18 protein-coding genes are annotated in these 18,950 nt (G+C 43.9%); 11 read left to right on the forward strand and 7 right to left on the reverse strand.

The genetic code is table 11. From position 1 onward, the window contains the following. Positions 1–9: 9 nt before the first annotated feature. The 3 genes from ACL2XP_RS10370 to ACL2XP_RS10380 are packed head-to-tail and all read right to left on the reverse strand — an operon-like array spanning position 10 to position 993. Positions 10–375: a TIGR03745 family integrating conjugative element membrane protein gene (locus ACL2XP_RS10370; protein WP_413730128.1), complete on the reverse strand. Its 366-nt coding sequence runs from the start codon at positions 373–375 to the stop codon at positions 10–12. A gap of 22 nt (positions 376–397) precedes the next feature. After that, on the reverse strand, positions 398–637 hold the full coding sequence (locus ACL2XP_RS10375) for a TIGR03758 family integrating conjugative element protein (protein WP_413730129.1): 240 nt from the start codon (positions 635–637) through the stop codon (positions 398–400). Then, the gene (locus ACL2XP_RS10380; protein WP_413730130.1) at positions 634–993 is read right to left on the reverse strand and encodes an RAQPRD family integrative conjugative element protein; all 360 of its coding nucleotides are present in this window, start codon (positions 991–993) and stop codon (positions 634–636) included. Before ACL2XP_RS10380 ends, ACL2XP_RS10375 begins: the two co-directional genes overlap by 4 nt. A 327-nt stretch (positions 994–1,320) precedes the next feature. Between ACL2XP_RS10380 and ACL2XP_RS10385 the strand changes: the two genes are divergently transcribed. Next, positions 1,321–2,523 carry an IS256 family transposase gene (locus tag ACL2XP_RS10385; RefSeq protein WP_413734178.1) on the forward strand — a complete coding sequence of 401 codons (1,203 nt, stop codon included), beginning with the start codon at positions 1,321–1,323 and terminating at the stop codon, positions 2,521–2,523. A gap of 23 nt (positions 2,524–2,546) precedes the next feature. On the opposite strand, the gene ACL2XP_RS10390 is transcribed toward ACL2XP_RS10385, so the two are convergent. Together ACL2XP_RS10390 and ACL2XP_RS10395 are read right to left on the reverse strand one after the other, a co-directional pair. Next, on the reverse strand, positions 2,547–2,939 hold the full coding sequence (locus ACL2XP_RS10390) for an NUDIX hydrolase (RefSeq protein ID WP_413738539.1): 393 nt from the start codon (positions 2,937–2,939) through the stop codon (positions 2,547–2,549). 313 nt (positions 2,940–3,252) lie between these two features. Beyond that, positions 3,253–4,083 carry a sulfurtransferase gene (locus ACL2XP_RS10395; RefSeq protein ID WP_413730132.1) on the reverse strand — a complete coding sequence of 277 codons (831 nt, stop codon included), beginning with the start codon at positions 4,081–4,083 and terminating at the stop codon, positions 3,253–3,255. Between the two features lie 669 nt (positions 4,084–4,752). Here ACL2XP_RS10395 and ACL2XP_RS10400 point away from each other — a divergent pair. Genes ACL2XP_RS10400 through ACL2XP_RS10415 form a run of 4 tightly spaced genes read left to right on the forward strand, consistent with a single transcriptional unit; the run spans position 4,753 to position 9,249 of the window. Then, positions 4,753–5,955, forward strand: coding sequence for a radical SAM protein (locus ACL2XP_RS10400; protein ID WP_413730133.1), 1,203 nt, complete (start codon positions 4,753–4,755; stop codon positions 5,953–5,955). 19 nt (positions 5,956–5,974) lie between these two features. Continuing rightward, positions 5,975–7,198: an ATP-grasp domain-containing protein gene (locus ACL2XP_RS10405; protein WP_413738540.1), complete on the forward strand. Its 1,224-nt coding sequence runs from the start codon at positions 5,975–5,977 to the stop codon at positions 7,196–7,198. 12 nt (positions 7,199–7,210) lie between these two features. After that, entirely contained in the window at positions 7,211–8,437 is a 1,227-nt protein-coding gene (locus ACL2XP_RS10410; protein WP_413730135.1) for an MFS transporter, read from the forward strand. 2 nt (positions 8,438–8,439) lie between these two features. After that, the gene (locus tag ACL2XP_RS10415; protein WP_413738541.1) at positions 8,440–9,249 is read left to right on the forward strand and encodes a hypothetical protein; all 810 of its coding nucleotides are present in this window, start codon (positions 8,440–8,442) and stop codon (positions 9,247–9,249) included. A gap of 9 nt (positions 9,250–9,258) precedes the next feature. On the opposite strand, the gene ACL2XP_RS10420 is transcribed toward ACL2XP_RS10415, so the two are convergent. Beyond that, positions 9,259–10,823, reverse strand: a protein-coding gene (locus ACL2XP_RS10420; protein ID WP_413730138.1) for an IS3 family transposase whose coding sequence is annotated in 2 segments (ribosomal slippage) — positions 9,259–10,367 and positions 10,367–10,823 — 1,566 coding nt in all. Because the reading frame shifts where the segments join, the coding sequence is not laid out codon by codon here. Between the two features lie 28 nt (positions 10,824–10,851). Here ACL2XP_RS10420 and ACL2XP_RS10425 point away from each other — a divergent pair. The 5 genes from ACL2XP_RS10425 to istB all read left to right on the forward strand — a co-directional run bounded on the left by ACL2XP_RS10425 (position 10,852) and on the right by istB (position 16,893). Then, positions 10,852–11,430, forward strand: coding sequence for a hypothetical protein (locus ACL2XP_RS10425; RefSeq protein WP_413738542.1), 579 nt, complete (start codon positions 10,852–10,854; stop codon positions 11,428–11,430). A 10-nt stretch (positions 11,431–11,440) separates the two neighbouring features. Further along, positions 11,441–12,796 carry a 3-phosphoshikimate 1-carboxyvinyltransferase gene (gene aroA / locus ACL2XP_RS10430; RefSeq protein ID WP_413738543.1) on the forward strand — a complete coding sequence of 452 codons (1,356 nt, stop codon included), beginning with the start codon at positions 11,441–11,443 and terminating at the stop codon, positions 12,794–12,796. A gap of 25 nt (positions 12,797–12,821) precedes the next feature. Next, a complete protein-coding gene (locus tag ACL2XP_RS10435; protein WP_413738544.1) occupies positions 12,822–13,988 on the forward strand; it encodes a MalY/PatB family protein in 1,167 nt (388 codons plus the stop codon). A 1,097-nt stretch (positions 13,989–15,085) separates the two neighbouring features. Next, on the forward strand, positions 15,086–16,108 hold the full coding sequence (gene istA, locus ACL2XP_RS10440) for an IS21 family transposase (protein WP_413736016.1): 1,023 nt from the start codon (positions 15,086–15,088) through the stop codon (positions 16,106–16,108). Continuing rightward, the gene (istB, locus tag ACL2XP_RS10445) at positions 16,105–16,893 is read left to right on the forward strand and encodes an IS21-like element helper ATPase IstB (RefSeq protein WP_413730144.1); all 789 of its coding nucleotides are present in this window, start codon (positions 16,105–16,107) and stop codon (positions 16,891–16,893) included. Before istA ends, istB begins: the two co-directional genes overlap by 4 nt. Before the next feature lie 199 nt (positions 16,894–17,092). On the opposite strand, the gene ACL2XP_RS10450 is transcribed toward istB, so the two are convergent. Continuing rightward, the gene (locus tag ACL2XP_RS10450) at positions 17,093–17,959 is read right to left on the reverse strand and encodes a LysR family transcriptional regulator (protein WP_413738545.1); all 867 of its coding nucleotides are present in this window, start codon (positions 17,957–17,959) and stop codon (positions 17,093–17,095) included. A 545-nt stretch (positions 17,960–18,504) separates the two neighbouring features. Between ACL2XP_RS10450 and ACL2XP_RS10455 the strand changes: the two genes are divergently transcribed. Continuing rightward, entirely contained in the window at positions 18,505–18,948 is a 444-nt protein-coding gene (locus ACL2XP_RS10455; protein WP_413731049.1) for a cysteine hydrolase, read from the forward strand. The last annotated feature ends 2 nt before the right edge of the window (positions 18,949–18,950 follow it).

The raw sequence follows: 18,950 nt of genomic DNA on the forward strand, positions 1-18,950 counted from the left end.
CGATCGTCCTTACAGCACGCCGGTGGCTTTGGTCAGCAGCCAAATGCCCACCACCAGCAGCACGGCGCCGACGGCGACGGTCAGGCCAAACTGGCCCCAGGTTGCCCGCCCAGTATGGATTTCGGAGTAGCGTGTGTACGCGTGGTAGCAAACGCCGACGAACATGGACGCGACGACAAGCAAGGCGACCAGCATGACGATGTCATAGCCGTAGTTCTGCAGCGTGTCCATGATGCCGCTGCCGGCGCCGCGGGAGGGATCTTCCATGGTCGGCAGGCCAGCGGGGAAGGCCGACAGTGGCAGGGAAGCCACCAGCAGCGGAATGAGCGAGCCCAGGCGGCGGGCGGTATAGGGGAAGGGAGTCGTGGTTTTCATGGCGATGGTCTCTTGAGTAACATCAGGACAGGAGGAAAAAACCCAGCACCAGGTACATCGCGAGGGATCGCACGATGACCGCAAGTAACTGGCGTTGGTTGAGACGGTGTTCGGCCCAGCCCACATAGGCGGCGCGCATGGCCCATGCACCCCACAGCAGCAGCACGGCAAAAACAATGCCGAGTACCACGGTGGACACCGTCGCGGGCGTGAAGCCGCCATTGGCCTGAAAGGCGGCCACTTGCGCTGCAGATGCGGTCATGGCGATGCCTTCTCTGCCTGGGTGGATTCGCTCACGTAGTTGCCGATCAGTGGAACGGGGTCTCGGGGCTGGGCACGCTGCGGGACAAGGTAGTCCTGAACGCCGCTATGAATGCGTTCCAGGTCAGCATGAAGGCGCGCATAGTCGAAGTGGTAGCGGGCCCGCTCGTTCGGTCTGTTTGTGGCGGCCTGGCCGGCCAGGCGATCGACGAGGTCAAGTTGACGAGCGAGTGCTGCGAGCTGTTCGCGCTCGCCAACAACGCCGGCGGCCATGGCGGGCTGCTGGACGTTCAATGCCAATGACAATGCGATGATTGCGATGCGCCAGGGCGCCACTGGTAAAGGGGTAGATGCCATCGTATTTTCCCCGTGAATAGGAATGGCACGATGGTGCGACAACGACCGCACGAAAGCCGCAAACAATGAGGATTTGGTCACCACCGCTTTTTGGGGGAAATGTTCTATTGGTTGATGTATTTACTGCCGATCGCCAGGAAGCGGTCAGGTGGATCAACACTTGGGGGCTGACTTAAGGCTATGGTTGAGGATTACTTTTCAGTAGAGACAGATAGGATTGAAGGGATGTTACACGGATAAACAGTTTCCGCCGTTGTAACCAGTTCGTTGGGGAGTGTTAGAAATTCTGTGTCATTCCAGTAAAATACCGACAAAAAGGAATGATACATGTCCCAGCCCTTCGATTTTGATAAAGCCCTGAAAGCACTTCAGGATGGCCAAGCCCTAACGGGAAAAGATGGAATATTAACTCCATTAATCAAACAGTTAACGGAAGCAGCGCTGGCTGCTGAGCTGGATTCTCATCTCGCTCAGGATATTGCCGCTAACCGTAAAAACGGTTCGACCAAAAAGACAGTTAAATCGCCAACCGGTGCTTTTGAACTCGCCACTCCCCGCGACCGTAACGGCTCTTTTGAACCTCAACTGGTGAAGAAGCATCAGACCACGCTGTCCGATGAGATCGAACGCAAGATCATCCGCATGTTCGCACTCGGCATGAGCTACAAAGATATCAGCCAGGAAATCGAAGATTTATACGCTTTTAGCGTATCCAGCGCCACGATTAGTGCTGTCACCGATAAAGTTATTCCTGAGTTAAAACAATGGCAACAGCGCCCACTGGAGGCGGTATACCCCTTCGTCTGGCTGGATGCGATCCACTATAAAATCCGCGAAGACGGACGTTATCAAAGCAAAGCGGTTTACACGGTTCTCGCGCTGAATCTGGAAGGCAAAAAAGAGATCCTGGGCCTGTATCTGTCTGAAAATGAAGGCGCTAATTTCTGGCTATCGGTGCTGACCGATCTGCAAAACCGTGGCGTGGACGATATTCTGATTGCCTGTGTGGATGGCCTGACGGGGTTCCCGGAAGCGATAAACAGCATTTACCCGGATACCGAAGTCCAGCTCTGCGTTATCCATCAGATCCGTAACTCGATAAAATACGTCGCATCAAAACATCATAAGGCGTTTATGGCTGACCTGAAGCCGGTGTATCGGGCGGTATCAAAGGAGGCGGCAGAAACGGCGCTGGATGAGCTGGAGGCGAAATGGGGTCAGCAGTACCCGGTGGTGCTCCAGTCGTGGCGAAGGAAATGGGATAATCTGTCGCATTACTTCCGGTATCCGGCGACGATCCGCAAGGTGATATACACGACAAACGCAATTGAATCGGTGCACCGTCAGTTCAGAAAGCTGACGAAAACCAAAGGCGCATTCCCTAATGAAAACAGTCTGTTGAAGTTGCTTTATTTGGGGTTAATGAACGCACAGGAAAAATGGACAATGCCGATACAGAGCTGGAATTTGACATTGTCCCAGTTGGCGATTTATTTTGAGGGTCGCCTCGATAAAGTGATTACGTTGTAGTGATTTTTTAACGTGACACAGAATTATGAATGCTCCCGTTCGTTGAGATCCCACCAGTGGTAGTTGCTGATCACGGCTTTCTCATTAGCACTCCAACCATCGGTGCTGATTTCCTGGCTGTTAACTCGCACGATAAAAAAATGCTCACGTGCATGCACTTTCTCCCCATTTGGAAGCATCATTTCAAATGCTCTTTGCGCAACACAATTCCCTACATGTTCTCTTATTAGTCCTGTTTCTTCACGAAGTTCCCGAATGGCTGCCTGCTCAAAAGATTCACCTTGTTCTACGCCGCCTCCCGGCGTTGCCCAGTAAGACTTACCTGATAGTGCATCAGAGTTGTGCGTAAAACGGAAAAGCAATATGCGATTGTTGGAATTAATTATTAACAACCGGGCTGAGGCTCGTGTGCGCATGCTATGTTTCCTGAGCTGTTAAACAATTCTGCTACTCTTTTTTTTTGTACAAAATAACCTAAACCCGTTTCTTATTAGAGTATAATAATCAACTATTTCTTGGCACTAAAACAGACAAATGTTCTTACATTGTCCCGTGCCCATTTCTTGTTCGGATTTGCAGCGGTAAGAGTTTGACAAGATGGTTGGCTCCCGGACTAGCTACGACTGATATTTATCGTGGCCTCAAAACTTTGTGCTGCTCGTGCTTTAGCCGCTGACAACTCAGACTGCCTGGCAGGGGGAATACCATTTCATCGCCTATGGTACACTACTACATCATTACGGCAGGTAAGGCAGGATCTGCACCCCATTCGGCCCACGAACCATCATACAGTTTAAGATTATGATAACCTGCAAGTTGGGCTGCAAAGAGTACGATACATGCGGTGACACCTGAACCACAGGTGAATGTCAGTGGCTTATCATTCTTTAAACCTCTTTTTTTAAACAAACGAACCAGTTCTGATTTTTCTTTGAACTGTCCGTTCAGCACAACCTCAGTGAAAGGGATATTCAGCGAGTCTGGAACGTGGCCGCAGCGTAACCCGGGTCTTGGTTCAAGCTGACACCCGTTGAAGCGTTCCATTGGTCTTGCATCAATTAATGTAAAAGAAGGGTTTCTCAAGTTATCAAACACCATTTTTTTTGTGATAACCCGGTCAGATTGAAAATTAAACTCCTTTTTAACAACGGGAGCGGGTTTTGTATACGAGCGAGTCACGGGGTAACCATACCCTTTCCAAGCATTAAGGCCGCCGGCAAGGATAAATACCTCACTGATGCCAGATATTTTCAGCATCCACCATACTCTTGGTGCGGAGTAAGCACCTTGCTGATCGTATACCACTATTGTGGAGTCGCGTTTTATCCCAAGCATAGCCAACTCTTGGGCAAGATCATCAGGATGGGGAAGGGTATGGGGTAAGCCTGAGGCGGTGTCAGAAAAGTGGTTATCCAGATCAAACCAAATTGCACCTGGTATAATATCCTCTGAAATTGCCATAACACCATTCATTGATGTTTTCAAAGTCGCATCCAGCAGCAGGATATCATTATTTATCTGATGTGCAGCAACCCACTCGGGAGAAACAAGATTTTTCATAGGGTATTCTTCTTCAATGGCGACCTTATAGACGGTATTTTTAATGAAGCAGTTATTATCATTCTATAATACCAGCATATTCCTTCTTACAAATAAAGCTGATAATGCTAAGTTTTAAGACTTTCATGCGAACAAAATCTATTTCTGCCGATCCCATGCAAAAAAAGTACCGAAGTAATCCTTAAAACTGACCAAACATGCATCTTGATCAATTTATTCCAAAATGTACATTTTCGTACATTCCATCAAGGAAGAGTGCGAACATTTATGCAAAAAAACGCTCACCACGAGTAATGATTAAAAATGATTGTTATCAATTTAAAACAATTTTCCTATCAGTAAATACAGCTCATTAAATAAGGTTTATCTTAATTCCGCAAGAATAAAATGAAATTAATACATATCATTTAACAAAAAAAGCAGGCGTTTATTCTGTATAAAATAAATATACGGGTTATTAAATCTAAATGATAGGTTTTGGCAAGCTACAACATTTTATAACTTTAATTTAAGGCTTTATTTCCACAATAAAAGTAATAGTATTGGTATTACAAATGTAGCTAAGCATTTTCAAATCATAACGAAGACAGTTTAAAACAGGGATAATTATTACCTCCCTGGTAAGCTTTGTATTCCCTTATGGTTTTTAACTGAACAAAGGACTTATACATGCTAAATAATATCCCGCTTGCTTATGATTTTCACGGCACACAACCCATTGATTTTCCATTTGCATTGCTGCGGCCCGAAGAAATTGACATTTACATGGATGTTGATACATACATTAGTAACAATACCTGCGGTCAAAATTGCAAGAACTGTTGGTTTGTCAATAATGATAAAGTAAAAAGAAAAAGATTTGATGTTCCCGAAGGTCAATTGATCGTTAAGGGATTACGGGAAATTGGTTATAAAATCTATCCTCGATATACTGATACGTTTGCTTATAAAGGCGAGTTTATTTTGGCTTATGGCGCATCAACCGCCAGGGTTTATGCTGAAAAAAGTTCGCCGCAACCTACGGAAACAATGCAAAAAGGAGAAGCATGGACCAGCGGACGCCCCTTACTTGGCCATGATGCAGAATATCTTCTGAATTTGGCAAGAGAATATAATTATGGCACGATCAGCATAAGTTTTCATGGCATACTAGATGAAAACTTAACCATCGAAAAAGAAGAAGATTATCCGATTAAAGGCGTTTTTCATGCGAGTAGTTTCGAAAAAGTAGTGAGTGTAATAAAGGATTATAATGATCGGAAACAGGATGTGAATTTTACGGGATTCAGAATAAATGTCGGATTAACCTTGGGGAGGCATAATTTTGCAACGGAAAGATTGCAGCGTTATATTGGTTATTTCAATCAGTTAGGTGTATCAACGGTGAGATTTAACCGTTTTTTTGACCATGGACACAAACATCCCCACCTCGAAATATCAGAAGAAGAAATATGTGATATTTATAAAACCATCAAGGACATCCATGAAAAGATACCGCTTGATTTCCAAATTAACATGAGTGGCGATCTGGGTACAAGTGGAGTTGAAATCATGAATTTCCCAGAAAATGTTAATATGTGTAAGGGGGGTAGACAATTATTTGCCTTGATACCATGTGAAAAAAAGATCCTAGACATCACAGAAAAAGATCGACTGATTTACAAAGTTGGTGAATTAACGGGATGTGTCAATATTTTCGAACCAACATTGGGTAATGTTCTACAGGAAGTTAAAGACTCACAAACGAGATATTATATAGAATGGAATACCGAAGGCATTGATAAGCTTTTCCAGTTCCGGCAAAGCAAACTGAGCAACAATGGCTGTTTCTCAAGAGATCTTCTCCCTCTGATAGAAAACAATCTTTACTAAAAATAAACTGGTTGATAAAATGAAAAAATTGTTGATCATTGAAAAAAGTCCATCGGGTGCAATTGGTCTAAAGAAAGCTAAAGATTACGGTTGTTTTGTGATATTTATAGGCTCCGATAAATATCATAATAGGCTTAAGGATAGCGAGAAAAAATATATAGATGAAATACATACGGTTGATACTAATGACTACGATGCCGTTATCAAAACGGTTGATGCCATTTCTAAAGAACACAGCATCGATGGTGTGTTTACGTTTATGGAATTTTATGTTGAATTGGCTGCGATTGTTGCTGAGCACTTAAAACTAAATGGCATTAGCCCCCTAAGCGCGTCAAATGCGCGTAATAAATTTAAAATGAGAGAGATATTTAAGCAAAATAACATCTCTCAACCATCATTTGCTTTGGTAACTACGCTGGATGAGCTTAATTCTGTAAAGAAATATTTTGATTATCCAAATATAATAAAACCCATAAATATGTCAGGTAGTAGGGGCGTCGCAAAAAACAATACGCCACAAGAACTGCTCAATAATTTTAATGAACTAAGTACAATTTCACCATTATTTGGTGTGGAAAAAGAAGATAGTTATTTAATTGAAAGTTTTTTAGTTGGTGAAGAATTCAGTGTAGAGTCAGTAACGTTTCATGGTATCACTCATATAGTTTCTATCACTAAAAAAATCGTTTGCGATGGAAAATATTTTGTTGAAATAGGCCATGTATCTCCTGCAATGATCCCCGATGATATGTATCAAAAAGTCATTGATGTAACTTCCAGAGGCCTAGAAGCCTTAGGTATTGATAATGCTGTTTCTCATACTGAAGTAAAAATAAATGATTCCACCGTGTCTATAGTTGAAATCGCGGCTCGGCTAGGCGGAGATCATATTCCAGAACTCGTCATGAAATCATCTGGAGTAGACCTCTGGCATTGTGCAATTTCAATTGCATTAAATGAAAAACCTGAATTTTTCTGTACGCGAAACACGTATGCTGGAATAGCTTTTATTACTGCTAATGAGGGGATTTTTTCGTCATTTGAACTTCAGGAAATAAATAAAAATATATGTATTGAAGAGGTCCATGCTGATATGAAACCCGGTGATTTAGTCCATTCATTAACGTGCAGTAGTGACAGACTTGGGTATGTTATCCTCACAGGAGAAAATTACCAAGAGATTTATGACTATTGCAGTCGTCCTAAAAAATTATATCATGTTGAATCCGTTAATCCCTAAAAAGGAGTGATAATGCGTTACGCCTTAGAAAGAGGATTAATAAATAATTTGGTGTTTCCACTAGATGTCAATATTTTGCTGTTGGGGACATTTTTAACACGCGTTGGTTATTTCATGGTATGGCCTTACTTGGCCGTAATATTGTATGAAAAATTTACCTTATCGGCGTCGGAAATAGGATTTATATTTTTCTTTGCAACTTTTCTATCAACGTTGCTAAGCGTATATGTTTCGCATAAATCTGATGATTATGGGCGTAAACCCATTATTATAGCTGGACTCATCACCAGCGTATTCAGTTTCATATATCTAGCCTTTTGTTCCAACATTTTGGGATTCGCTGTCTGTGTCACCGGTATCGCTTTAGGCAGAGCCTTTATAGAATCTTGCAGTAAAGCTTATATTGGAGATCGCCTTAAAAATCAGAGAACTAAGGAGCTTTGTCAGTATTTCCGGTATCTTATTGCAAATATGGGGGTCGCTCTTGGACCCTTTATCGGTGTAAAATTTGGTATTGCTAATAGCACATTAACTTTTTTTGTGACTGCCTTGCTATATTTTTTGTATATTTTGCTAGTCCTTCTATTTATGGTTGGCGGCCATGAGATTCGGAATCACAATACAGGAAAAAATGAGCCACTCTTTCTTAAGAGTTTGGGCGCTATTATCAAAAATAAAGAATTTTCAGTTTTTTTATTTTGTAACACCACGCTCATGATAATATATGCTACTTTTGATTCTTCATTGATACAGTATTTGGCACGTTCTAAAATTAATAATCTCAACGATGTCATTGCACTTTTAGTCATCATTAATTCGTTAACCGTTATTTTTTTACAGTTACCTGTATTTTATATTATTAGAAATATTGTGCCATCTAAACGGATATTACTAGGAATATTATTAATAACAATCGCTCAGTTGGCATTTGGTTACGCAAACGTACATATAAAGTGGCAATTAGTGATTGCTACACTTTGCTTAAGTATTGGCGAAATTATTGTTATGCCAACGATAAACGTTGAGGTAGATCGACTGGCGCCTGAAGGGCAGAGGGGGATCGCCTATGGGATCACCAATTTCACTAACTTTGGTACCTCCGCTTCACCACTGATAGGTGGATTAATTTTGCAATTCTTCGGTGGTCGCACACTTTTTATGGTCATGTTTTTATCAGGTTTGGTTACTATTTATGTTTATTACAAATACATTATTTTAATCACCACAAAGGTCAATTAATCATGACAAATGCGATCATTTACCCAGTTTTAGAGGTCAATGGAACGATTAAATTGCCTTCTTCAAAACCTCATATGCAACGATGCTTGCTTCTCGCCTTCTTTAATAACCATAAGACGGAAATAACAAACGTTTCTTGGTGCTCTGAAACTTCATTACTACTTAAAAATCTCACAACTTTGGGATTAAAGATATTGAATGAGAGTGAAGATAGAATTACATTACAAGGTATTATTCCTGAGCAGATTACCCCTAATGCTGACGTAAATGCTGAAGGTTCTGGGTTTGTTTTTCGCGCCATGGTAGCTATTTCCGCACTCACTGAAACATTAGTTATCAGATGTAATGCTTCACTTTATTCAAGAGATTCTGTATTAGATAAGGACTTCTTATCCTATCTTGGCGTTAATGTGACTAAAAGTGATAGTGAACTAAAATTCACTACCACCTGTGTTCCAATGACTTCGAATAAAATCTCAACGGAGAAAAGCTCACAATTTCTGTCCATGGCTATGATGCTTGCCAATCATATGCCGCAACATGAAATTATGGTAAATAGTATTAATCTGGGCGAGGGATATATCACAATTACTGAAGATATGCTCAGCCTATTTGGTTATCAGTGCAAAAAAAAGGATAACGTTTATTTTATTAATAAAAAGGGTAACAGCGTAGTCCACGTCAGGAACCCAACAGATTTCACTTCTATTGGCTATATAATGTCTACACTATGTGTTATGAAAAAACCTTCGATGATTAAAATAGAAAACTATGTTGCAGGGAATCGGTGTTTGTCAAAGATGTTGAGATAAAATTGCGATTTATGCAGCCTGTAAATTCTCGGCGTTTTCTTGTGTCAACGGCCGATCTGGATTGAGTTGAACTTCCTTGTCCCAACCCCAATTTCTTGTCTCACCTCGCCACCGTTCCGGGCACGCAGCGCGGGCGGCTTGATAGACTTGGTGACGCTTTAACAGCAAGGCTTTATCCTTGCCCTGATGGCGCTGCGCCGGCGTCACGAATTTGATCCCGCTGTGGCGGTGGACGTGGCAATACCAATCAATGAAGCGCTTCACCCACTGCCGTGCAGCATCAATCGAGGTAAATCCTTTGCGCGGCCAGGACGGCCAATATTTCAATGTACGAAAGATTGATTCTGCGTACGGATTGTCATTGGATACCCGCGGCCGACTAAAGGATGACGTTATACCCAGGGCTTCCATCTTGGCCTTCAGCGTATAACTTTTCATCGGCGCACCGTTATCCGAGTGCAGTACCAAGGGTTGCATAGCACAGCGCTGCCCCAGGACACATCGTTGTAGCAGATCTGCCGCCAGCTCGCCGGTCTCTTCATCATGGACTTCCCAACCCACCGGGTAGCGACTGAATAGGTCTTCAAATAAATACAGCTTATAATACAGCCCCTTAACACTACTCGGCAACCAGGTCACGTCCCACATCCAGACCTGGTTAGGGGCGGTGGCGGTAAAGCTGGTCGGTTTTGCCACGCGCACAGCCTTGGCGGCACGTCCACGATGCTGCACTTGACCCGCCTCTCTTAATACCCGATACATCGTCGATTCAGAGGCCATGTAGCAACCCTCGTCTGCCAGAATCGGTACGATCTGACTCGGCGGAACGCTGTCGAAACGCGCGCTATTGCATACCGCCAACACCGACTGGCGTTCCGTTGAGCTCAGTTTGTTGGCCGGCTCAGGGCGGTCAATCAATGGACGCTGATCCGCAATAACAGCACCATCCTGTTGCCACCGATACCAACTGTGAACAGAGATCCCTACCCCCTCGCAAGAACGGTACAACGATGCGCCATCATTGCACGCCTGCTGAACCCAGGCGGTGATCTGTTCCCGGTACGCCAGAGGAGTTAATCGTCCTCGTTGTCGCCCCAAAGGGCGCGAACTTTTTTTTGCAGGATCAGTAATGCCGCTGCCTCCGCCAGTGCTTTATCTTTACGCAGGACTTCGCGCTCAAGACGTTTAATTTGCTTACGCTGGGCCTTATTCTGCTGTGCGCTGGCCGCATCATTAAAACCGCCTGGCTCTGCATGGGCCTGGATCGATATTTCGCGCCACTGCTTAACCTGCTCTGGGAAAAGACCTTTGGCTCGGCAATACTCGCTCAACTCGATCTCCGACATCGACGAGGTTTCGACGACGACGGCGAATTTAGTTTGCGCAGACCAATTCTCACTGCTGCGATCATGTTCGGGCACAGGGCGACCTTCTTTGCGAAGCTGATTACGCCAATTGTACAGTGTAGCTTCTGAAATCCCTTCTCTTTGTGCCAATTCACGGATGGTCGGCGGATGAGGGGCAAGCATTTTACTTAAAATGGCGTCCTTGCGAGCCTGAGGTAAACGCGACATGGTGATGCTCCGGCCCCCTGGATTGAGAATGAAATCCCGAAAAAGGGATCTTCTCAACTACTCTGACACAGGGGGGAATACACGCAATGAATTGTTTTTGCGAGAGTTATTTAAAAAACTTGGTGTTGAACAGAAACTTGATAATAGTATGCTATTCTTAGAAAAAAATGAGCAAAATGTAAAACAATTCTCCTTAAAAAGTTCACTATTGGAACTACCATCCCTTGCAACTTTGATAATATCATGCTCTGTATTTACCCATAAAGTCATTGATCTTTATGATATAGGACATATCAACAACCATAAATGCCAAAGAATATTTGTGATAAATGAGAATTTACGCCTTCTGGGTATAAACTCGCGATTCTGTTTTGATAAATCTGGGCGTTTTGATGGTTTGCACATTCAGAGCAATCTTGAATCATTCGGAAATATTAAGCTAAAAAGCTACAATGACCATCGTGTTTGTGCTGGTAATATCATACTTTCCTTGGGATGTGACCAGCCCAATGTTGTCGAAGATGTTGATACACTTGCAGATGGCTTTCCAAATTTCCTAGAGGCTTTAACGCAGATTGGCATTTATTCGACACCTATATTAAACTGAGGTAATAATTATGTTTTATAATGGAAATAATTTTCCGCCCTATATCGAGATATCTCCTGCTTCGTCAATGAAAGGTTCAATAAATGTTCCTGCATCAAAAAGCACTTCGACCCGTGCTATTCTTACTGCATCATTGAGTGAAGGGATTAGCCAAATTTATAATTGCGCTGAAAGTAATAATGCTAAAGCAATGATGATAAATTGCCAGAAATTCGGTGCGATCATTGAACGGAATAGACGAGGTTATAATGTCGCCGGAGTTAATATACGCAACGTGCCTGATGAGCTGATTTTTAATCCTTGCAATTCTGGTGTAGTGCTGCGTTTATTGATGGGTGTTGCTGGAGCGCTGAAAACTAGCTCGTTTATTACCTATTTCCATCAGTCATTAGGCAGGCGTTCACATAGTGAAATGATTTTGGCATTATCAAGATTAGGCATAGATTGCCAGGGAAACACTGACGATGGATTATTACCGATAAGAATTAAGGGCCAAACGGTAATAAAAGGATATACCGAGATTTCAAGCCGCAAAAGTTCACAGTTTCTCAGTGGATTGCTTTATCTTGGATCTTTATCAGATAATGACTTACATATCAAAGTCATTGATTCTATTACTGCGCCATCTATGGTTCGTACAACAATCAATAATTTGACTGCTGCCGGTGTTCACATCGAATATGACAAAAGTTTTACTAATTTCTATGTCTCCGGAGCGTCAAAAATACATGCTGGAGAATTTATAGTTGGCTCTGATCCTGCTAGTTCCGCCGCTTTATTAGGGATATGTTCAGTTGTGGATTCAGATGTGTGCTTAAATGGATTTTATGAAGAGGAATTAGGTAATGGAGCTGTTATTGAATATCTGCGTCATGTTGGTGTAACTGTCGATAATGGTCATAATGATACTTTGCATATTACTGGTGGAAATATAACAAAAGGATTGGATTTTGACGGTTCGTTAGCGCCTGATGCAGTACCGGCATTAGCCGCAGTGGCGGCATTTGCCGAAGGGACAAGCACATTCTATAACATAGAACATCTACGCTATAAAGAATGTAATCGTATTTCTGATTTTCGCAAAGAACTTTATAAAATTGGGGTTAAGAGTGAGGAAACTATAGATAGCTTAACCATTTTTGGTAACAAAAATGGTTATGAGGGCGGGGTGATCGTAAACGGCCATTATGACCATGCCATCATTATGGCGCTTACAACCATCGGCATTAAATGTAAAAACAGTATAATGATCAGTAATCCTTATCACGTTGGACAAACATACCCCTTATATTTTGATGATATCAACACTATCTGTGGGCAGATTAATGAGCTGAAATATTCAGGAATGGCTCCTGAGGAAATTTAAATAATTATTTTTCGGACAATTGCATATGAATGAAATAATTGATTTCGATCAGATCATAAATCGTAAGCCTGCTGATTCGCAAATGCATTGCACTTATCCACAAAGGGTATTGCCTATGCACCTTGCGGAAACAGACTTTCTCTCTCCTATCACTGTCAGGAATAAATTGGCTGAACGTGTAGCGCTTGGGCATTATGGTTATATGCCTGCTGACAATCAATTTAATGAGGTAATAAAAAATTGGTTTGATTCTAGGCATCATATTCTAATTAATAAAGAATGGGTAAATTATTCTCCATCAACGGGAAGTGCTATTTATTACGGCATTGAGCTCAGTTCCATTATTGGCGATGAGGTGGCGGTTTTTACGCCGATATATCATGCTTTTAAAAAAATAATCGAAAATAGTGGTAGAAAATACAGGGCGCTGCCACTTTTACGCGATAAAAAAAACTACCGTATCGACTTCTCATTTTTTGAAAACGCCCTGTCCTTAGGGAAGATTAAAGTATTATTGTTTTGCAATCCCCATAATCCAGTAGGTAATATTTGGTCGGATTTCGATTTAAAACGTATATGTGAATTATGCTTTCAGTATAATGTTTTTATTATTTCAGATGAAATTTATTGTGATCTAACGTACACAAGAAATCATACATCATTATTAAAATATCATAAAATTATAGATTCTCAAATGATGATCTGTGTTAGTCCAAGTAAGACATTCAATCTGTCAGGGATGAGGGCTAGTGCGGTTATAATCCCAAATTCCGCTCGGTTTGATTTTTTTAATAAAATACTAATTAAAAATAAATCTAATGATCGGGGTATTTTTGGAATTACTGCATTGCAAGCGGCCTATAACACTGGAGGAACTTATCTGGATGCGATGCTTGACTATCTGATGGGAAACTTGGATATGATGACGGATTTTTTTGCTGAAGAAATACCTGAATTGTCGATAATTTTACCCCAATTTGGATATATGGCTTGGATTGATGCGACTGTCCTCGAAGAGAAAACACAATTACACTGCGATATATTTCTCGAAAAATTCGCAGGAATAGGAGTTAGAAGTGGTCATGTCTTTGATAATGGAGAAGGTTTTGTTCGTATGAGCTTTGGATATCCAAGAAAAGTGTTATATGACGCTATTATGAGAATTAAGCAGGCCATAAAGCAATTTGGTTAAATTTGCAATAATAAAAAGGTCTATAATTTTATTCCTTATCTTAAATAATCAAAGCGAAGAAGATTTCATGAACTTGTTTAAAATTTTCACCCATGCGCATCATATATTTTTTAGTACTTGGCGAATAGGTTTTTTTTTGATGAAAGTTATCTGGATCTTTTATATATTCTGCGAGCCCTTTGCGGTAAGTAGGGGAAATATAAGGCTTTTGAAAATATAGCGGTTTGTTATAGGATGGGTGGGGTATGCTGATTTTTTATTGCAGGTCGTTGCAAACGACCTGAATTCTTATATTGATTTTGCAAAATCAGTCATTCGTCTCCTGTCTTGTATAAAAGCGATGTAAAGTATGTTTGTTGTGAAGGTAAAAAAGCTACTGAACATCTTTCTGATAGAAGGCATATCTTAAGCAGGGCAGTAATATAATGAAGTAGTCCGCTTTTAGCCGGAAATTTAATCAAGGGATCCGTCACCAACCTTTTCAATTGGGGATTCTCCTCCCGCAGTTAACTCAGGTGCTTACATTCGGACGAGAAAATCCGCCAAATATTTTCCGCCACATGTAAAATGTGGCAGTGGGAATACCCAACTTGCTTAAGACCTCCGATACCTTCATACCTTCATACCTTCATACCTTCATATCTTGATATTTCCTTTTTTGTACGAAAGTAATTTGCTCTTCGGTGTAGCGGGATGTTTTCACCGACATCATTGTCGCTACCGATGTAATTATGAACGGTGGATCACTTTTGCACCGATGGCGACACCAGGGGAGTGAGGCGGGTATCGAGTATAAGTGCGGCGGCCGTGATAAATCGGGCATCGCGCCCCTGGCTTGTGATGGTATTACATGAGAAGTCTCCGGGATAAGGGCCAGACTGGCCTGTTCCACCGCATCTCATCGGAATCCTGCATGCATGTCAGGCGGTCTGCATCACAACCGGTATTATCGGCTTGCATGCTGTGCTGGGATCGCCCGCTGTCCTGGTTTAAAATCCCGTTACGCCATAGGTGTCACTACCGATGTAATTATGACCCACCTACCAATGTAAATCTGACCCACCTGGGGTAACAATGGCAGCTTTAAGAAGCTGCCCATGCTGACATTGGAGTTACGAGTGGAGATCGCAGTTCTTTTACGTCAGGGCATGTCTATACGCGGCATTGCTCGCCAGCTTTCCTGTTCCCGGCAGACCGTCCGCCGCTATATCCGTATGCAGGAGTCCCCGGCCAAGGCCAGCTACAAGTCCAGGGCGCCGAGGCCCGGCAAGCTTGACCCGTATAAGCCTTATATTCTTGAGCGTGTGTACGCCGCCAGACCGCATTGGATACCTGGCAGCGTCATGCTCAGTGAGATACAACTTCGGGGATATTCCGGTGGCTACAGCATGCTTACCGCCTTTTTGCTCAACCTCAAGCAACAACCGGTTGACCCGGTGGTCCGTTTTGAGACCCAGCCAGGCGAACAGATGCAGGTTGATTTCACCGTGATCAGACAAGGCCGTCACCCGTTGTTGGCTTTTGTCGCCACCCTTGGTTGGAGCCGGGCTACCTTTGTACGTTTCTACTCCTGCCAGGATACCGCCGCATGGTGTGATGGCATTGAGCAGGCGCTGCGCGCCTTTGGCGGAACGCCACAGCACCTGCTTTTTGATAACGCCAAGACCATTATTCTTGAACGCGATGTCTATGGCCTTGGCCGCCATCGGTGGAACCCGCCGCTACTGGCGCTCGCTGATAAGTACGGTTTTACGCCTCGCGTGTGCCGTCCCTATCGCGCGAAGACCAAGGGTAAAGTTGAGCGATTTAACCACTATTTGAAGACCAGTTTTGTCGTTCCCCTGGCGACCACCTTTAAGCAGGCCGGTTTAGTCCTTGACGTGGATTCTGCCAACAGCCGTATCGGGCCATGGCTTACCACCGTCGCCAACGCCCGCAAGCATGGCACCACCGGCATTCCCCCCGAGCAGCGGCTACAGCAGGAGATTGACGTGCTGCTCCCGTTGCCGCGCGAAGGCACAGAGGTACCGTTATCGGTTGATAACCGCCGGGTTTTGCCCCGTGAGAGTTTTCAACATCCGCTGTCGGTCTATCAGTCGCTGCTGGAGGTGAGGTCATGAGCCTTCAGCATCAGCGGATCAGCGAACTGTGCGAGTACTTTAAGCTTGACCGCATCGCCGCCGAGTGGCCTGGATTGGCACAGAAGACGCTGGATGATACCGGAACGTTCGGCGATTTTCTGGAGCAGTTGCTTCGACTGGAGAATGACAGCCGCAACGAGCGTCGGCGTCAGACGCTGCTGCGCCTGTCGGGTTTGCCGGCGGTTAAAACGCTGGAGCAGTTTGACTTCAAGTTTGCCAGCGGCGCACCGCGAGCACAGCTGCAGGAACTGGCGGGATTGGCGTTTATCGAAAGACAGGAGAACATCGTATTACTCGGGCCTTCCGGCGTTGGCAAGAGCCATTTGGCCTGCGCGTTGGCACATAAAGTCGCGATGGCCGGACTCAGCGTACGCTTCATTACGGCGGCGGATATGATGTTGCAACTGGTCGCCGCTCACCGTCAGGGCGATTTAAAAGGCTATTTAGGCCGGTGTGTCACCAAGCCCCGATTATTGGTGATCGACGAAGTGGGTTATCTGCCGTTCGGTAAAGAAGAAGCCAATTTATTCTTCCAGGTCGTGGCCCGCCGTTATGAAACAGGCAGCGTGATATTGACGAGTAACCTGCCATTTACGCAGTGGTCTGGGACGTTTGGCGATGATGAGACGCTGACGGCGGCGATGTTGGATCGACTGCTGCACCATGCGCATATCGTCCAAATAACAGGCCAAAGCTATCGATTAAAAGACAAGCTCAAAAGTGGTCAGTTAAGGAAATCAACGCCGACTGAATCACAACAATAATTCGTGGGGGGTGGGTAACTTTTACTTTGGCATGGTGGGTCACAATTCGATCGGTATTGACACATAGGGTTATAAATAGAGATGCTACCAGCAATTACCGCTAGATCCGCCCATTAAGCGGGTCAACGTGTATGGATCATCAGAGGACTAATGCAGTGGCAAGATAAGCAGATTCAAAATTATTAAAGCCTGCCTTATCTCACGTTGTGACTGCCATCATCTGTAGAAATTTATCTCGCAGCACATCCTGTATCGCCGGGTTCCAAGCAATCCCTACCTGCCATCTAGTATATTCCCCTTGGGTTTGTACAAGTTTAAGGCCAGCAGGCAAAATATGGCTGACTCCGGCAGGCAGTAATGCCACACCATTTCCAGTAGAAACTAATGCTAATAAGGTTTGAATATCGTCTGCAGCAGACACTATTTTTGCGCTGAGTTTATTCTCGCTAAGAAAATTGGCCGTCTGCACCACTAGGCCATTCCCACGGTGTGGTGGGATCTGCAGGAGCTGATGCGACTCAAGTATAGACCGGATATCCGCAGGGTTTGTACGTAGGCCAGAAGGGGTGACAAGGACCAGACTTTCTTCTATCAACACCTTGACCTGAAGAGGAGTAGTCACCGGCAGACGGATAAATCCGGCCTGAAGTTGCCCTTCCAGTAACATCTGACACTGCACGCTGGAAGGCATGTCGTTCAGGGATACTTCCACATCGGGGAATTGTTCACGAAAAATATTCACCCATGCAGGTGCAAGCTGAAATGATGATATGCCGAATCCAAGCGCCAGCTTACCCACATTCCCTTTCTGTATCCTATGCGCATATTCTAGATATTCGTCGTAATGTTTCATCAATTTGCAGGTCTTGGAATAAAGCAACTTACCAGTGACTGTCAGCGTCGCACCATGGCGGCCGCGGTGAAAAAGGCTCACTCCAATCAAATGTTCCAATGTCTGGATTTGTTTAGTCAATGCACTTTGCGTCAAGTACAGGATATCTGCTGCCGCATGATAACTCCCTCGCTCAGCCAATGTAACGAATGCCCTCAACAGTTTTATATCCATTCCAGCAGCTAATCAAATCCGGATAAATAGGAATTATACAGTTTGCTCTCTACGTGTGAAATTGTCATTAGTTTCTGAAATTGTCTTTAATTTCACATTGAGGAGAAATGTTATGGGAAAAAACTTAACCCTACATAGCAATCCTGAAGATTCAATTCCTTGAGAGAAAGGGGAAGAGGGTAACAAAAAATTAATATTACTTTGAAGTTTGTTAACGAGCCATCAACATGAGCTTTGAACTTAGGAATAATACAGCTTGCAGTGGGGCATCATCATTTCCATAGCTTCCAGCACCGGCTGTACCTAGGAGACACTCGGCATGTAGGTATATTAATACGAAAGTTAGTCATCATTTATGATAAGTATATAACATAAGAGAATATAAAAATGCCAAATGTCGCTGTGCTCACTAATGACCTGCAGTATGAATTTACTCATAAAATAACAACTGACCCGCAGGAGTTAGAAAATAAACTAAAAAAAAATTTGATACGTTCCTTGATGGGATTCGAGCTGTAGATCAGGCCGTCATTCACCTACAACTTATCCATGATCCCAGCGATCCAGCCGTGCAACGTCGCTACCGCAATCGCGCGGCTGGCATTCCGGCGATCGCTGGTACCCCTGGCAACAGATTGATCGATACCATTTACCATCAGTCAGACCTGGTAGTTATAAAAGGACGGGACAGCGGTTTTTTCGACACTAAGTTGGACGAGACACTCCAGAAGCTCGGCATTAAAACGGTAGTGGTCACTGGGCTGCAAACTCATGTTTGCGTGCAAACTACGGCCGCTGATGCATTCTTTCGGGGCTACAACGTCTGGGTCCCCGATGACTGCGTCTTTGCACCTTCGGCCGAGGACACCGATCGGGCGCTACAATGGCTGGCCGGCTACTGTGCGACGGTAGCACCTTCTGCGGAAATCCTGTCGTTACTGAGCAAGAGCGACGATCTCCCTGAGCGCGGCGAATGGAGGTCGGCATGAAT

Source organism: Sodalis sp. RH21 (assembly GCF_047324175.1).
GTDB lineage: Bacteria > Pseudomonadota > Gammaproteobacteria > Enterobacterales > Enterobacteriaceae > Acerihabitans.

Bases quoted from the DNA above. Each gene is read 5' to 3' on its own strand.
- ACL2XP_RS10370 (WP_413730128.1), bottom strand. From the start codon at position 375: ATGAAAACCACGACTCCCTTCCCCTATACCGCCCGCCGCCTGGGCTCG.
- ACL2XP_RS10375 (WP_413730129.1), bottom strand. From the start codon at position 637: ATGACCGCATCTGCAGCGCAAGTGGCCGCCTTTCAGGCCAATGGCGGC.
- ACL2XP_RS10380 (WP_413730130.1), bottom strand. From the start codon at position 993: ATGGCATCTACCCCTTTACCAGTGGCGCCCTGGCGCATCGCAATCATC.
- ACL2XP_RS10385 (WP_413734178.1), top strand. From the start codon at position 1,321: ATGTCCCAGCCCTTCGATTTTGATAAAGCCCTGAAAGCACTTCAGGAT.
- ACL2XP_RS10390 (WP_413738539.1), bottom strand. From the start codon at position 2,939: ATGCGCACACGAGCCTCAGCCCGGTTGTTAATAATTAATTCCAACAAT.
- ACL2XP_RS10395 (WP_413730132.1), bottom strand. From the start codon at position 4,083: ATGAAAAATCTTGTTTCTCCCGAGTGGGTTGCTGCACATCAGATAAAT.
- ACL2XP_RS10400 (WP_413730133.1), top strand. From the start codon at position 4,753: ATGCTAAATAATATCCCGCTTGCTTATGATTTTCACGGCACACAACCC.
- ACL2XP_RS10405 (WP_413738540.1), top strand. From the start codon at position 5,975: ATGAAAAAATTGTTGATCATTGAAAAAAGTCCATCGGGTGCAATTGGT.
- ACL2XP_RS10410 (WP_413730135.1), top strand. From the start codon at position 7,211: ATGCGTTACGCCTTAGAAAGAGGATTAATAAATAATTTGGTGTTTCCA.
- ACL2XP_RS10415 (WP_413738541.1), top strand. From the start codon at position 8,440: ATGACAAATGCGATCATTTACCCAGTTTTAGAGGTCAATGGAACGATT.
- ACL2XP_RS10425 (WP_413738542.1), top strand. From the start codon at position 10,852: ATGAAATCCCGAAAAAGGGATCTTCTCAACTACTCTGACACAGGGGGG.
- aroA (WP_413738543.1), top strand. From the start codon at position 11,441: ATGTTTTATAATGGAAATAATTTTCCGCCCTATATCGAGATATCTCCT.
- ACL2XP_RS10435 (WP_413738544.1), top strand. From the start codon at position 12,822: ATGAATGAAATAATTGATTTCGATCAGATCATAAATCGTAAGCCTGCT.
- istA (WP_413736016.1), top strand. From the start codon at position 15,086: ATGCTGACATTGGAGTTACGAGTGGAGATCGCAGTTCTTTTACGTCAG.
- istB (WP_413730144.1), top strand. From the start codon at position 16,105: ATGAGCCTTCAGCATCAGCGGATCAGCGAACTGTGCGAGTACTTTAAG.
- ACL2XP_RS10450 (WP_413738545.1), bottom strand. From the start codon at position 17,959: ATGGATATAAAACTGTTGAGGGCATTCGTTACATTGGCTGAGCGAGGG.